Source organism: Rhizobium sp. NPDC092011 (assembly GCF_044756305.1).
In the GTDB taxonomy this organism is placed as follows: domain Bacteria; phylum Pseudomonadota; class Alphaproteobacteria; order Rhizobiales; family Rhizobiaceae; genus Rhizobium.
In genome coordinates, this window is the sequence record NZ_JBIVSO010000004.1 from 181,364 (window position 1) to 195,022 (window position 13,659).

The following is a 13,659-nucleotide window of genomic DNA, read 5'->3' on the forward strand; positions in this document are numbered from 1 at the left end:
CTCCGGACCAAGGTCTTCCTTATACGCCTCGACGCGACATCGAACGTAGCTTCACCCGCCTCAAATCGTCAGATCATGCGGTACGGAGCCAACCGGCTTCAAGCTTCCTTGGCATAGGGCTTTTCCCGATGCCCATCGGATCTTGATGGGTAGAACGCAAAGGCGATCCGAAGCCCAAAGCCCAAAGCCCAAAGCCCCGAATACCTCTGGATTGACGAGAGACAGTATCGTTAGCCGGCGCAACATCAATCGACTCCCGACCGGGTCGAACGGCCGGCAATTTATTCACCTGCGTGCCTCAGGCTGAACACAGCACAGAACGGCACAGGCCAGACTTGGAGTAATCCTCATGCGTCTTCTCATCAGCGGTGGCAGACACTTTGCCGACACGGCCATCATTCGCAAGGAACTCGACCACATACAGAACGCATCGCCGATATCCGTCCTGATCCACGGCGGCCTGCCCGCGCTCGGTGTGGAGGCCGAGCATTGGGCGCGCGAACACAACATACACGTGATCAGATATCCCGCGAATTGGTCCCTGCTCGGCAAGCATGCCGAGGCCAGGAGAAACGCATTCATGCTGGAGGATAGCCGCCCCGATATCATCCTGATGTTTCCGGGCGGGCGCCAAACCGCTTTCTTCGAGCGCACCGTTAGGGAATTGCGCATTCCGATGACGATTGTCGGTCAATCGAATGCAACAGCGATATCGGAAGAGGATGCCGAGCATCCCTGGGCGCCGTCGTCTCAGCCTCGGCAATCCATGCATATTTGAGGCGAAGCAATCTTCGAAGCGCGCCGCAGTCCTTCAGATTGAGCGGTGGTGCTTTGGGCCTCTGATCTCGCGCTCGATGCCGAAAAATGTGAGCGGCTTTCGGCATCAAGCTCTGTGTCTCTGACTTGTGAGCCGGACGATTTTTACCTCGACTCACACGCGCGCCACTTGAATTACTACGGCGTAATGCGATTCGATCCCACTATGTGCGAACGGGAACGCCGCATTCGCCGATGGTCCGCCGTGCCCGCGCTTTTCAAGCCGTGAAGTGACGACGGCTGGCACATTCGGTCCTCCTGCAGCTCCACATCCGCTCGATCGCGTTGTTTTCCCAGCCCGGCAATCGCCCTGTAGCCCGCGAGACGCCCCTGACGATTGAGCCTCACGACGATAACGGGGATGGCAAGCTGATCGGCAGCGCGGTGAAGAGCAATCTCCGACCCATCGCAGGGCAATTGAAGAATAATATCGGGTCTGGAATCGCGCAGCATCAGCGATATCCATCTTGTCTCGCTATCCGGTCCCTGCATTGACCAGTTTGCGGGATAGCGGAGCGCATCGACCGCGTTTTCTCGCGCCCATCTATCGACCGCAGCCCGCACTGTCGGCGCTTCGCCGTGAATGATGAGGGAAATGCCTCGGCGAGCATGGATACGGCCGAGTGCGGTTTGGATCGGGCTGAGGCGCGCAACGCCATTGCCGCCATGTATCAACAGACGCATGTTTGGTCTCCAGGTCGGATTGATTTCCAGATTTGTCGGAGCGATTTCGCGCTGCGGCGTCCGCAGCGCGGGGCAAAGCTATTCGGGCGAAACAGGAACGAGCCGGACTTCCGTGAAGGATCGAACGAGAATGCTCGCCCGCCGGGCACCGGCGGCAATACCGCCGGTGCCCGTTCGGTGCTCAATACCACTGCTTGAATGCTCGCATGTAGAGCATCTTCGCCGTCTGGGCGACGATGCAGTAGCTCAGCAAGGTGCCGGCGAGCCATGGGAAGTAGGACCACGGGAGCGGCTGCAGGCCGATGATCGTCCCAAAGGGAGAGAACGGGACATAGATACCGACTGCCATGACCAATGTGGTCATGAGCATGACCGGTAGCGCCGCAGTGCTCTGGATGAAGGGAATCTTCTGCGTCCGCAACATATGGACGACCAGTGTCTGCGACAGCAGGCCCTCGATAAACCATCCCGACTGGAAGAGCGTCTGATGCTCCACAGAGTTTGCACCGAAGACGAACCACATCAGCGCAAACGTGGTTATGTCGAAGATGGACGAGGTCGGCCCGATCCAGATCATGAAGCGGCTGATGTTCTTGGCATCCCATTTGCGTGGCTTGCGCAGGAATTCCTCATCCATCCGATCCCATGGCAGGGAAAGCTGGGAGATATCGTACATCAGGTTCTGCACGAGCAGCTGGATGGCGAGCATCGGCAGGAAGGGAATGAAGGCACTTGCAACCAGAACCGAGAACACGTTCCCGAAATTGGAGCTTGCCGTCATATTGAGGTATTTCATGATGTTGCCGAAGGTCTCGCGGCCCTGGATCACCCCCTCTTCGAGCACCATCAGGCTTTTCTCGAGCAGGATGATATCGGCGGACTCCTTGGCGATATCCGCACCGCTGTCGACGGAGATGCCAACGTCGGCATCTCTCAATGCCGGCGCGTCGTTGATGCCATCGCCGAGGAAGCCGACGGTATGGCCATTCTGCTGAAGCGCCTTCAGCACGCGGGATTTCTGCAGCGGCGTCAGCTTGGCAAACACCGTGCGTGATTCCACCAGCGTCGCCAGCTCCTCTTCGCCGATCTTTTCCAGATCACGGCCCAGGACCGGCACCCCCGGCTCGAGCCCAACCTCCCGGCATATCTTGGCCGTCACGACGGCATTGTCGCCGGTCAAGACCTTGACGGTAACGCCATGTTCCTTGAGGGCGTGGATGGCGGAAACGGCTGATTCCTTGGGCGGGTCGAGGAAGGTCAGGAAGCCGCGGATGGTCAGGTTCTTCTCCACGCTGCTATTGTAGCGCTTGGCCTCCTCTTCCAGCCCGATCTCCCTTGTCGCGACGATCAGCACGCGGAAACCGTCCTCATTATAGGTGCGCGAAAGATCCATCAGCTGCCGACGGCACTCGTCGTCGAGGGGCCTGATATCCAGCCCGTCGCGATAATGCGTCGAGATCGCAAGCATCTCTTCGACCGCGCCCTTGCAGACGAGAAGATGCTTCTGGTCTCGCCCCTCGACGATGATCGACAGACGACGACGCACAAAGTCGAACGGCAGTTCGTCGACTTTCGTGTAGTCAACCATCTTGGCGATGTCGGATTTCTCCGTTGCAAAGCGGACGACGGCCTGGTCCATCAGGTTGCGCATGCCGCTCTGATGATGGCTGTTCAGCCAGGCCAGCGAAAGAACCTCTTCATCTACGCGCCCGTTCACATCGACATGATGCTCGAGGATGATGCGATCCTGCGTCAGCGTGCCGGTCTTGTCGGTGCACAAGATGTCCATCGCTCCGAAATTCTGCACTGCGTTGAGACGCTTCACCACGACCTTGCGCCGGGCCATCGAAACGGCACCTTTGGCGAGGTTCGACGAGACGATCATCGGCAACATTTCCGGCGTCAGCCCCACCGCGACGGCCACGGCAAACAGGAAGGCATCCATCCAGTTGCCCTTTGTGAAACCGTTGATCAGGAAGACGATGGGAACCATGACCAGCATGAAGCGGATCAGAAGCAGGCTGACGCTATTCACGCCACGGTCGAACGAGGTCTGAGCCCTCGTGCCGACGATAGACTTGGCAAGAGACCCGAAATAGGTGCGAGGGCCGGTGGCAACTACAAGCGCCGTGGCAGTGCCGCTCACCACATTCGTGCCCATGAAGCAGATATTGGGAAGATCCAGCAGATCGACACGGTCTGAAACGACCGCGATCGCCGATTTCTCCGCAACGGCGCCGAGCGTATCGTATTTCTCGACCGGAAGCGCCTCGCCCGTCAGCACGGCCTGGCTGACGAAGAGATCGCGGGATTCGATCAGCCGCACGTCGGCCGGGATCATGTCGCCCGCCGAGAGCTGGACGACATCTCCCGCGACGAGTTCGCGCATGGGGATTTCAATGCGTTCCGGCTTGGTGTCATAGCGATGACGGCGCAGGACGGTGGCCGTGGTACGCACCATCGCCTTCAAGGCTTCCGCCGCCCTCGCGGACCTGTATTCCTGCCAGAAACGCAGCAGCGCGCTGATCGTCACCATTGTCACGATGATGGTAACGCCGGTAATATCCGGATCGTCACCCGATTGAAGCGGTAGCCAGTAATCGGTGAAGAATGAAATGCCGGCAAGCAACAGCAATACGCCGATGAACGGGTTCTTGAAGGCCAGAAGCAATTGGATGATCGCATGCGGCGGCTTGTCATGCGCCACCTCATTGGCGCCATCCCTGACGAGACGCTCCCCCGCTTCCTTATATGTGATGCCGTCGACCCGGCTTGCGACGTTTGCCAGCGTCGCATCGAGGCTGTTCTGCGCCTCGATGATCGCCCGCATCGACAGCCTTCTGCTGTCTTTCAACTCGGTCTTCTTGTCGATTATTTTCATGATTGTGCCTCCTGCCGCTTCAAGGCGGGGCACAATGCGTCACGCTCGATTGGAGGCGCGCGACAACGTGCCCAACCAGCGTGTCGCGGTCGGGTTCGATATTGGTATTTTCGCTGGGAAAGCTCGCCGCAGTCGGTTGAGATCAGCGATTGCGACGAGCCAGACTATGTCCGTGTCCAAGAGAGCCTCTTGAGGTTCGCTGCAGATAGGCCTGCAGCAAAAGGAATTGATGAGGGTGGCCGGCCGTTCAGATGGCGTCGACGGTCCGCAAACGCCGTGGCATCAGCATCCCCATCAGCCTGTCAAATGAGGCGACCACCCATCGCAATCCTATCTCGTCGTCCGTCAGGTGCCATCGCATCTCGAGGCGGCCTGTTCCGGAGTTGACGTGCCAGTGCGCGCAAAGATGCGGCCGGGGAGCCGGCAAGTTGCCGGCGGCCTCCCGCAGCTTGGTCGACGATGAGCCCGCACGCGGGCTTTCAGCCGATGCCGGCGCAAACCTGACGATATTCGAACGAGGGAATTTCTGAAATTCATATGTCACGGTTGATCTCCCGTTCGGCCACGGCCTGAAGGAGCTGTTTGATCACCGCATTTCAGCGATCAAGCATACCGGCAGACCGAGACCAACACTTCTCATTCGCATCCCTCCCGGCAAGCTCCTGTGCTTGATCCGCGAGAAGACGACGTTCGATGAATCGCATATTACGATTTTGAGAAAATGGCCTAGTCCAACCTAGACAGGTACGCGATACAGAGACCGCCTGCGGCTGTCAAGGCTCTTTTGCCTCAATCTACGCATGCCCTGGCAACCCTATCGGAACCAAGATTTTCGGGCAGATTAAGGATCGCGAGCGCTCCGCCTCGCGACTACAGGACCCGGCGCCTCGGCGCCCGCCTCAATTCCGCTGAGCTTTTGCAGGACGTAATTCTTGGTGCTGTGGTCAACACCACTTATCTATTGTCGCGTGGAATGATACTGCGGACAACAAGCGCCCGTTTTCTCACCCATGGATGGATGATGCCCGGCAATCGATGACCGAACCAGCCGGCAAAATTCATCAATGAAATCAAATAGAAAACGATATTGACAACGCGTAGCGCAAACAATAATTTGCGGAACCGCGAAATGGAGACGGACATGCTCGCCTTATTTCAAACCATTGATCTGGCTTTGAATCTTTATACTTGGGTGCTGATCGCCAGCGCCATCTTTTCCTGGCTCTATGCTTTCAACGTCATCAATTCGAGCAATCAGTTCGTCAACTCCGTCGGCAGCTTCCTCTATGCGGTCACCGAACCGGCATTGCGCCCGATCCGCCGCATCCTGCCCGATCTCGGCGGTATCGACATTTCGCCCGTCATCCTGCTTCTGCTGATTTTCTTCATCCGCTCGCTGATGTGGAATTCGCTGGTTCCGCTGTTCCTGCGGTGAGCAGGCCCTGGCAGGCCTCTTCGGATCACCTGCGGCTGTCCGTGCGTCTCACGCCCAATGGCGGGCGTGACGCGATCGACGGCGTGGAGATGGGCAGCGATGGCGAAAGCTATCTGAAGGCGCGCGTCTCCGTCGCGCCGGAAAAGGGCAAGGCCAACAAGGCGCTGATCGCGCTGCTTGCCAAGAGCCTCGGCATCCCAAAATCCTCGCTTGCATTCCTCAGCGGTGAAACTGCGCGTAAAAAAATCCTCCGGATCGAGGGCGAACCGGAGGATCTGATGGTGAAATTAACCGCTATCGCGAAGAGCTGATATCAGGCCTTCGCCTTCTTGGCACGCTCGATAGCTTCGACGATCAACTCGCCTGCTTCCTTGGAGCCACCCCAGCCATAGATCTTAACCCACTTGCCGGGCTCCAGATCCTTGTAGTGCTCGAAGAAGTGCTCGATCTGCTTCAGCGTGATTTCCGGCAGGTCGGTATGTTCCTTGACCTTCTCGTAGCGCAGCGTCAGCTTCGGCGAGGGAACGGCGATGATCTTCTCGTCCTTGCCGGAATTGTCTTCCATCTTCAGCACGCCGATCGGGCGAACATTGATGACGCAGCCGGGAACGAGCGGACGGGTGCTGGCGATCAGCACGTCAATCGGGTCGCCGTCTTCGGAGAGTGTGTGAGGAACGAAGCCGTAATTGCCCGGGTAGGTCATCGGCGTATAGAGGAAACGGTCGACGACCAGCGTACCGGCGTCCTTGTCCATTTCATACTTGATCGGATGACCGCCGACCGGCACTTCAACGATGACGTTGACGTCTTCGGGCGGGTTCTTGCCAATGGAAATCGCGTCGATGCGCATGCGTGTCCCCTAATAAGGATGGTTGCCGCCAGCCAAATAATAGGATTCATGCCGCAACGCAACAACACATCGGAAAACCGGCGGATTTAGTTGCCGCTCACGGCCAGACGAAACCAATCTTTTTCAGCTGTCTGTGATCGAAGGTCTCGATGCCTTCGCAGAAATCGGCGCCGCCCTGGCCGCGATAGAAGCGGTAGGCGTTCTCATTTTCCTCGAGGCACCAGACCACCAGCCCCTTGCAGCCGAGCGACTTAAGCAGCCGGCGAGCTTCGCCGAACAGCATGCGGCCCAAGCCCAGTCCCTGATATTGCGGGCGCAGGTAAAGCTCGTAGATCTCGCCCTCCTGCGGGAGAGCACGCGCACGGTTGAGGCCGAGCGTCGCATAGCCGGCGATCTCGCCAGCAACATCCAGAACGAGCAGCGTGGCAGGCCCGCTGGTCGCCTTGCGCCACCAGGCCTCGCCGCGACGTTCGATCATCTGGCCAAGCGCGCGATGCGGAATGATGCCGGCATAGGTGTACTGCCACGCCTGGCGGTGCACCTCCGAAATGGCCCGGGCATCATGGGGTTCTGCCCGCCGAACATCGATCGACAACGTCTTCATAACGTCTACTTTGGTCTCGCGAGCCCGAATTAACCATCCTCATTCATAAAGATGGCAAACTTGCCCACAGGCTTTATCCGTGGATCATTACCAAAAATTAACGACTTTTTAACCTCTAGGACAAGGGCTCAAAAACCGAACACACAAATAAAAACCCCGGCGCGATGGCCGGGGCTGGATGATTCTAGGCGATACAGTCTTTGCCGTTACGCGCTACGCGACTTTTCGAAGCGCTTGCGCTCGTTCGGGTCGAGATACATCTTGCGCAGGCGAATCGACTTCGGCGTGACTTCCATCAGCTCGTCGTCCTGGATCCAGGAAAGCGCGCGGTCGAGCGTCATGCGGATCGGCGGGGTCAGCTTCACGGCTTCATCCTTGCCGGCGGCGCGGATGTTGGTCAGCTGCTTACCCTTGAGCACGTTGACTTCAAGGTCGTTGTCGCGGGAGTGAATGCCGATGATCATGCCGGCATAGACCTTTTCGCCCGGTTCGATGATCATCGGACCGCGGTCTTCCAGGTTGAACATCGCGTAGGCGACGGCTTCGCCCGAAGCGTTGGAGAGCAGGACACCGTTGGTGCGGCCGCCGATCGCGCCCTTGAAGGGCTGATAGTCATGGAACAAGCGGTTCATGATGGCCGTGCCGCGGGTATCCGTCAGCAGTTCCGACTGATAGCCGATGAGACCGCGGGTCGGCGCGAAGAACTTCAGGCGTAGGCGATTGCCGCCGGACGGGCGAAGCTCGACCATTTCGGCCTTGCGCTCCGACATCTTCTGGACAACGACACCGGAATGCTCTTCGTCGACGTCGATGACGACTTCTTCGATCGGCTCCAGCATCAGGCCGGTGGCTTCATCCTTGTGCATGACGACGCGCGGACGCGATACGGCAAGCTCGAAGCCTTCGCGGCGCATGGTTTCGATCAGAACGGCGAGCTGCAATTCGCCGCGGCCGGAGACCAGAACGAATCCTTGCCTTCGGCTTCTTCGATCTTCAGCGCAACGTTGCCTTCGGCTTCCTTGAACAGGCGGTCGCGAATGACGCGCGAGGTAACCTTGTCGCCTTCGGTGCCGGCCAGCGGGCTGTCGTTAACGATGAACGACATGGTGACGGTCGGCGGATCGATCGGCTGGGCGTGCAGCGCCTCGGTGACGGACGGATCGCAGAATGTATCGGCGACGGTGCCCTTGGACAGGCCGGCGATGGCAACGATGTCGCCTGCATGGGCTTCTTCGATCGGCGTGCGCTCGATACCGCGGAAGGCGAGAATCTTGGAAATACGGCCGGATTCGATCAGCTTGCCATCCTGGCCCAGAACCTTGACGGCCTGGTTCGGCTTGATCGAGCCGGAATGAATGCGGCCAGTGATGACGCGACCAAGGAAGGGATTGGATTCGAGCAGCGTGCCGATCATGCGGAACGCGCCGTCTTCTTCGCCGACACTCGGCTCCGGCACATGCTTCAGCACGAGGTCGAGAAGCGGGCCAAGGCCATCCTCAACCGGGCCATCCGGCGAATAGTTCATCCAGCCGGCGCGGCCAGAGCCGTAGAGGATCGGGAAATCGAGCTGCTCGTCGGTGGCGTCGAGCGCTGCAAAGAGATCGAAGACTTCGTTGATGACTTCTTCGTGGCGAGCATCCGGACGGTCGATCTTGTTGATCGCGACGATCGGACGAAGGCCAACCTTCAGCGCCTTGCCGACCACGAACTTGGTCTGCGGCATCGGGCCTTCCGAGGAGTCGACCAGCACGATGGCGCCATCGACCATCGACAGGATGCGCTCGACTTCGCCGCCGAAGTCGGCGTGGCCGGGCGTGTCGACGATGTTGACGCGAACGCCCTTCCAGACGACCGAAGTCGCCTTGGCCAGAATGGTGATGCCACGCTCTTTTTCCAGATCGTTGGAATCCATCATGCGCTCAACGGTGCGCTGGTTCTCGCGGAAGGAGCCGGACTGCTTCAGGAGCTCGTCGACGAGGGTGGTTTTCCCATGGTCAACGTGCGCGATGATCGCGATGTTGCGAAGTGCCATATGTCTTTATCTCTGAGGCTGGGGCGCAGTGTGTAGTGAACACGCCAATTGCATTTGGCGCGCTCATACCCTTTTTTTCGCGAATGCGAAAGGGGGGAGGCAAGAAAGCAGCGGAAAGCCTGCATTTCCCGCCTCAAGAACGCATCAGCCTCACGCGCCCAGACAGCCAAACTCTCCCCGGTCGCATCGTCAATTCAGATGCATGCCATCGCCTCGATCGGGATTTGCGCTAATCCGTCAGGCGGCATGTTTCAGCAGGAACGCATCATGTTTCAGCAGAAAGGCTTTGAGGCGCTCGGGATAGTCGTACGTCACCGCGTCTCGCACGCTTTGCCGCGATGCCAACTCCGAGCGCCATGCTTTGACACGCGGCAGCCCATCGAAAACGCCGGTCGGCGTGATGGTGTCGAACACGTCGAAGTAACGGAAGATCGGCGCAAAGACCGCATCGACCAGGCTGAACGCCTCGCCCGCGAAAAACGGACCATGTTTCAATTCCGCCTCGACACGAGCAAACTTCTCGATCAGCGCCTTGCGCTTGGTTTCGTAGATTTCTTCGTCCTTGGCTGTTTCGAATCCCCACAGGTCCGAAAGAATGGAAGAGCCGAACTCGATCCAGCCGCGATGGCGAGCGCGTGCGAGCGGATCGGCCGGATGGAGCTTAGCGCCGGATTGGGTTTCCTCAAGATACTCGCAGATGACGGCGCTCTCGAACAAGACCGCTTCCACCCCATCATCCTGTCGCACGATCAGAAGAGGCACCTTGCCGAGCGGGGAAATGGCCAGAAACCAATCGGGCTTGGCCGACAGATCGACATAGCGGATCTCGAACGGCGTACCCTTTTCGACAAGCGTGATGGCTGCCCGCTGAACGTAGGGGCAGAGATGATGGCTGATAAGGATCAGTTTTGCGTCAGACATAATCGGATCTCCTGAAGCCTTCGCTCGATATAGATGTAATTGCATCTATATCGACACTTGCCATCTCGGTCAATATAAATGTAATTGCATCTATGTCCGATCATTCAGATGCCGAAACCCCGCAGCCTTCGCCCGCGATCACGCGAGCGTGGATACGCCTCATGCGCACTCAACAGATCGTCCTCGCGGCGATCGAGCAGGACCTGAAGACGGCGGGCCTGCCGCCACTGGGATGGTATGATGTGCTGCTGGAGCTGGAGCGGGCCGCAGGCGGCAAACTTCGCCCCTACGAGATCGAAGAACGCACGCTTCTCGCGCAACATAACCTCTCCCGCCTGCTTGACCGGATGGAGAAAGCCGCTTTTGTCCGCCGCGAGATGTTTTCGGAGGATGGCCGCGGCCGCTGGGTCGTCATCACGGAGGCAGGGGTTGGTATGCGAAAGCGCGCATGGACCGTCTATGCCTCGGCACTTCAGCGTCACCTCGGCAACAAGCTGGATGACGCACAGGCCGATCAACTAGCCGAGCTTTTAGCCGCGCTTTCGCGCAATTCCTGATCGTCACGGTCACACCGATTTAGGCAGAACGCGGCCACATCAAGCGGCGGCAAGCTGGCCTTCGGGCGACAGGTATGCCAACTTCACTCCGCTCGAAAGCAACCGCCACCTCTCAGAGGCGCACATGTCCAAGATCCTGTACCAGGGCGATCTCTTTGCCGATTACTTCCAAATATATCTGCGCGACGAAGCCCATCCGGACCTGCCTGACGACTATACGGAAGACGCGATAGCACGCCGCCTCGCTGTCGGCCCCAATGCGATCATTCTTCATACGGCGCGCAATACCACCGTGCCGGTACACGTTGAATGGCACGATCAACGCCCGACAACTGGCCTCGACGCCTACCAGCATGTGACTGAAGCCACGTTCGACTGCCCTTCCGGCCAGCTTGTTTTGGCTGGATTGACGGATTACGAACCGGACGCCCCGCGCCTTACTGTGAGGGCCGGACGGCTGGGTGTGCGCTTGTGCATATCCGGTATCGATACCCTCAGTGAAGACGGGCTCGATGGAGACGACCGCTACCTCGTGCAGCTTTGGCCAGAAGCCGAAACGAACGGCGGTCGCTAAAGCGCGTCGCGATCTCTAAGATTCGCTTCACGCGCTTTAGCTCTTTGATTTCACGCATGTCGTAGTCGCAAAACCGCTGCGCACTTTTGCGCGACAGCTCTAGTTAAAGCGTCCGCCATCCGGATTTCGTGTCTGGCAGCCCGATCAGGCCGCCAGCCCTTTCTTCTTCAGCATCGCATCCGGGCTCGGCAGTTTGCCGCGGAAGGCCTTGTAGGTCTCTTCCGGATCGATCGAACCACCGACGGAGTAGATGTTGCCTTTCAGTCTTGCTGCCATGTCGGGATTGAAAGCATCGCCGGTTTCCTCGAAAGCGGCGAATGCGTCGGCATCGAGCACTTCCGACCACATGTAGGAATAATAACCGGCCGAATAGCCGTCGCCGGAGAACACATGCTGGAAGTGCGGCGTCGCATGACGCATGACGATCGCCTTCGGCATGCCGATCTCATTAAGCACTTCCGCCTGCACCGCCATCGGATCCTCCACCGCGTCGCGGGTATGGAACGCCATATCGACCAGCGCCGAGGACGTAAACTCGACCGTGTTGAAGCCGGCATTGAAGGTTCGGGCCGCCAGCACCTTGTCCAGCAGCGCCTGCGGGATCGGCGCGCCGGTCTCGTAATGAACGGCATACTCCTTGAGAATGGCCGGCACCGTCAGCCAGTGCTCATAGAGCTGCGACGGCAGTTCGACGAAATCGCGGGAAACGCCGGTGCCGGATACCGAGGGATAGGTGACATTGGAAAGCATGCCGTGCAGGGCATGGCCGAACTCGTGGAACAGCGTGCGCGCATCGTCGAGCGACAGCAGCGCCGGCTTGCCCTCCGCCGGCTTGGCGAAATTGCAGACATTATAGATGATCGGCAGTTCGCCGACCTGATCGTTCTTGAGCGGCAGCTTGTGCTGCGACTGGAACGAGCTCATCCAGGCGCCGGAGCGCTTCGAGCTGCGGGCGAAGTAGTCACCGAGGAACAGCGCAACGAGCTTGTCGGAGCCGTCGCGGATTTCGAAGACGCGCACATCGGGATGATAGGCGGGGACGCCCTTCTGCTCGACAGCCTTGATGCCGAACAGGCGGGCGGCAACATCGAAGCAGGCAGCGATGATCTTTTCGAGCTGCAGATAGGGCTTCAGCTCCGTTTCGGAGAAATCGAACTTCCGCGTCCGGATTTTCTCGGCGTAGTGCCGCCAGTCCCAAGGCATGACCTCGTGATTGCGGCCCTCCTCTGTGATCAGTGCGGCAATATCCTTTTCCTCTTCGCCGGCGCGAGCCGCCGCCCTCGACCACACGGCCCTAAGCAGCTCGTTCACGGCCGTCGGCGTCTTCGCCATGGTGTTGTCGAGCTTCAGCTCCGCGAAGTTGCCGTAGCCGAGCAGCTTGGCTTTCTCGGCTCTCAAGGCCAGCGTCTCACGGATGATCTCGCGATTGTCCGTCTTGCCGCCATTGGCACCGCGCGCCACCCAGGCGTTGAAAGCCTGTTCGCGCAGATCGCGGCGCTCCGATGAGGTCAGAAACGGCTCGATGATCGAACGTGACAAGGTAACGGCATATTTGCCCTCTTCGCCGCGCTCGCGCGCTGCGGCGGCCATCGCGTCACGCAGATAGTCCGGAAGCCCGGCGAGATCAGCTTCTTCAGACAGCAGAAGCGCCCAGCTCTTTTCATCGGCAAGCACGTTCTGGCCGAACTGCGCACCGAGACCGGCGAGCTTCTCGTTGATTCCAGAAAGACGCTCCTGCTCCGCCTTCGGGAGCTTGGCACCGGCTTTCACGAAACCCTTCCAATGCCGCTCGAGCACACGGGTCTCTTCCAGCGTCAGGCCAAGCTTGTCACGACCTTCCCAAAGCGTATCGATGCGCGCAAACAGCGCGGCATTTGTGCCGATCTTCGAATAATGCCGCGCCATCTTCGGCGCGATCTCGCGCTCCAGCGCCTGGATGGTATCGTTGGTGTGGGCACCGGCCTTGTTCCAGAACAGCGCCGAAATGCGCGAGAGTTCATCGCCGGCAAGTTCGAGCGCGGTCACGGTATTGGCGAAGGTCGGAACCTCGCTCTGACCGGCAATCACATCGATTTCCGCCTCATGCGCCGCAAGCGCCGCGTCGAAAGCGACGGCAAAATCCGAATCTTTCACCGCGTCGAAGCGCGGCAAGCCCTGATGTCCGGTCCATTCGATAAGCGCGGGATTGACGGCGGTAAGGGAAGACATGCGAGGCATCCTTTCGACAGACATCTGATCGAAGCACGATATAAGGCCACCCCCGCCGAATTGGTATGGCGGGACGAAACAAATTCATTCGAGCGTC

General features: G+C 59.0%; 12 protein-coding genes and 1 pseudogene. 5 read left to right on the top strand and 8 right to left on the bottom strand.

All coding sequences use genetic code 11. From position 1 onward, the window contains the following. The first annotated feature begins 349 nt into the window (after positions 1 to 349). The gene (locus tag ACIQJ2_RS19175; RefSeq protein WP_400677987.1) at positions 350 to 778 is read left to right on the top strand and encodes a DUF2493 domain-containing protein; all 429 of its coding nucleotides are present in this window, start codon (positions 350 to 352) and stop codon (positions 776 to 778) included. Between the two features lie 176 nt (positions 779 to 954). On the opposite strand, the gene ACIQJ2_RS19180 is transcribed toward ACIQJ2_RS19175, so the two are convergent. The 3 genes from ACIQJ2_RS19180 to ACIQJ2_RS19190 form a co-directional block, all read right to left on the bottom strand. Beyond that, on the bottom strand, positions 955 to 1,500 hold the full coding sequence (locus ACIQJ2_RS19180) for an SLOG family protein (RefSeq protein WP_400677989.1): 546 nt from the start codon (positions 1,498 to 1,500) through the stop codon (positions 955 to 957). Between the two features lie 181 nt (positions 1,501 to 1,681). Further along, a complete protein-coding gene (gene mgtA / locus ACIQJ2_RS19185) occupies positions 1,682 to 4,381 on the bottom strand; it encodes a magnesium-translocating P-type ATPase (RefSeq protein ID WP_400677990.1) in 2,700 nt (899 codons plus the stop codon). Between the two features lie 247 nt (positions 4,382 to 4,628). Next, complete coding sequence (locus ACIQJ2_RS19190) at positions 4,629 to 4,925, bottom strand: hypothetical protein (protein ID WP_400677991.1); 297 nt, start codon at positions 4,923 to 4,925, stop codon at positions 4,629 to 4,631. Between the two features lie 597 nt (positions 4,926 to 5,522). On the opposite strand from ACIQJ2_RS19190, the gene ACIQJ2_RS19195 reads away from it, so the two are divergent. Both ACIQJ2_RS19195 and ACIQJ2_RS19200 read left to right on the top strand, forming a co-directional pair. Continuing rightward, entirely contained in the window at positions 5,523 to 5,816 is a 294-nt protein-coding gene (locus tag ACIQJ2_RS19195) for a YggT family protein (protein ID WP_199095037.1), read from the top strand. After that, positions 5,813 to 6,127, top strand: a complete 315-nt coding sequence (locus ACIQJ2_RS19200) for a DUF167 domain-containing protein (protein WP_400677992.1) — start codon at positions 5,813 to 5,815, stop codon at positions 6,125 to 6,127. Before ACIQJ2_RS19195 ends, ACIQJ2_RS19200 begins: the two co-directional genes overlap by 4 nt. Positions 6,128 to 6,129: 2 nt before the next feature. Here the strand turns inward: ACIQJ2_RS19200 and ppa are convergent, their stop codons facing one another. The 4 genes and pseudogenes from ppa to ACIQJ2_RS19220 form a co-directional block, all read right to left on the bottom strand. Beyond that, the gene (gene ppa / locus ACIQJ2_RS19205; protein ID WP_199095039.1) at positions 6,130 to 6,666 is read right to left on the bottom strand and encodes an inorganic diphosphatase; all 537 of its coding nucleotides are present in this window, start codon (positions 6,664 to 6,666) and stop codon (positions 6,130 to 6,132) included. Between the two features lie 97 nt (positions 6,667 to 6,763). Further along, positions 6,764 to 7,270: an N-acetyltransferase gene (locus ACIQJ2_RS19210; RefSeq protein ID WP_199095040.1), complete on the bottom strand. Its 507-nt coding sequence runs from the start codon at positions 7,268 to 7,270 to the stop codon at positions 6,764 to 6,766. Between the two features lie 206 nt (positions 7,271 to 7,476). Further along, positions 7,477 to 9,302 (bottom strand): annotated as a pseudogene (gene typA, locus ACIQJ2_RS19215) (translational GTPase TypA). A gap of 237 nt (positions 9,303 to 9,539) precedes the next feature. Beyond that, positions 9,540 to 10,223, bottom strand: a complete 684-nt coding sequence (locus ACIQJ2_RS19220; RefSeq protein WP_400674700.1) for a glutathione S-transferase family protein — start codon at positions 10,221 to 10,223, stop codon at positions 9,540 to 9,542. 92 nt (positions 10,224 to 10,315) lie between these two features. On the opposite strand from ACIQJ2_RS19220, the gene ACIQJ2_RS19225 reads away from it, so the two are divergent. Next, on the top strand, positions 10,316 to 10,780 hold the full coding sequence (locus ACIQJ2_RS19225) for a MarR family winged helix-turn-helix transcriptional regulator (protein ID WP_400674698.1): 465 nt from the start codon (positions 10,316 to 10,318) through the stop codon (positions 10,778 to 10,780). A gap of 124 nt (positions 10,781 to 10,904) precedes the next feature. Then, a complete protein-coding gene (locus tag ACIQJ2_RS19230; RefSeq protein ID WP_400674695.1) occupies positions 10,905 to 11,354 on the top strand; it encodes a hypothetical protein in 450 nt (149 codons plus the stop codon). Positions 11,355 to 11,498: 144 nt separating this feature from the next. Here ACIQJ2_RS19230 and ACIQJ2_RS19235 read toward each other — a convergent pair whose 3' ends face one another. Then, positions 11,499 to 13,562: a M3 family metallopeptidase gene (locus ACIQJ2_RS19235; RefSeq protein WP_400674693.1), complete on the bottom strand. Its 2,064-nt coding sequence runs from the start codon at positions 13,560 to 13,562 to the stop codon at positions 11,499 to 11,501. Positions 13,563 to 13,659 lie beyond the last annotated feature (97 nt).

Bases quoted from the DNA above. Each gene is read 5' to 3' on its own strand.
- ACIQJ2_RS19175 (WP_400677987.1), top strand. From the start codon at position 350: ATGCGTCTTCTCATCAGCGGTGGCAGACACTTTGCCGACACGGCCATC.
- ACIQJ2_RS19180 (WP_400677989.1), bottom strand. From the start codon at position 1,500: ATGCGTCTGTTGATACATGGCGGCAATGGCGTTGCGCGCCTCAGCCCG.
- mgtA (WP_400677990.1), bottom strand. From the start codon at position 4,381: ATGAAAATAATCGACAAGAAGACCGAGTTGAAAGACAGCAGAAGGCTG.
- ACIQJ2_RS19195 (WP_199095037.1), top strand. From the start codon at position 5,523: ATGCTCGCCTTATTTCAAACCATTGATCTGGCTTTGAATCTTTATACT.
- ppa (WP_199095039.1), bottom strand. From the start codon at position 6,666: ATGCGCATCGACGCGATTTCCATTGGCAAGAACCCGCCCGAAGACGTC.
- ACIQJ2_RS19210 (WP_199095040.1), bottom strand. From the start codon at position 7,270: ATGAAGACGTTGTCGATCGATGTTCGGCGGGCAGAACCCCATGATGCC.
- ACIQJ2_RS19220 (WP_400674700.1), bottom strand. From the start codon at position 10,223: ATGTCTGACGCAAAACTGATCCTTATCAGCCATCATCTCTGCCCCTAC.
- ACIQJ2_RS19225 (WP_400674698.1), top strand. From the start codon at position 10,316: ATGTCCGATCATTCAGATGCCGAAACCCCGCAGCCTTCGCCCGCGATC.
- ACIQJ2_RS19230 (WP_400674695.1), top strand. From the start codon at position 10,905: ATGTCCAAGATCCTGTACCAGGGCGATCTCTTTGCCGATTACTTCCAA.
- ACIQJ2_RS19235 (WP_400674693.1), bottom strand. From the start codon at position 13,562: ATGTCTTCCCTTACCGCCGTCAATCCCGCGCTTATCGAATGGACCGGA.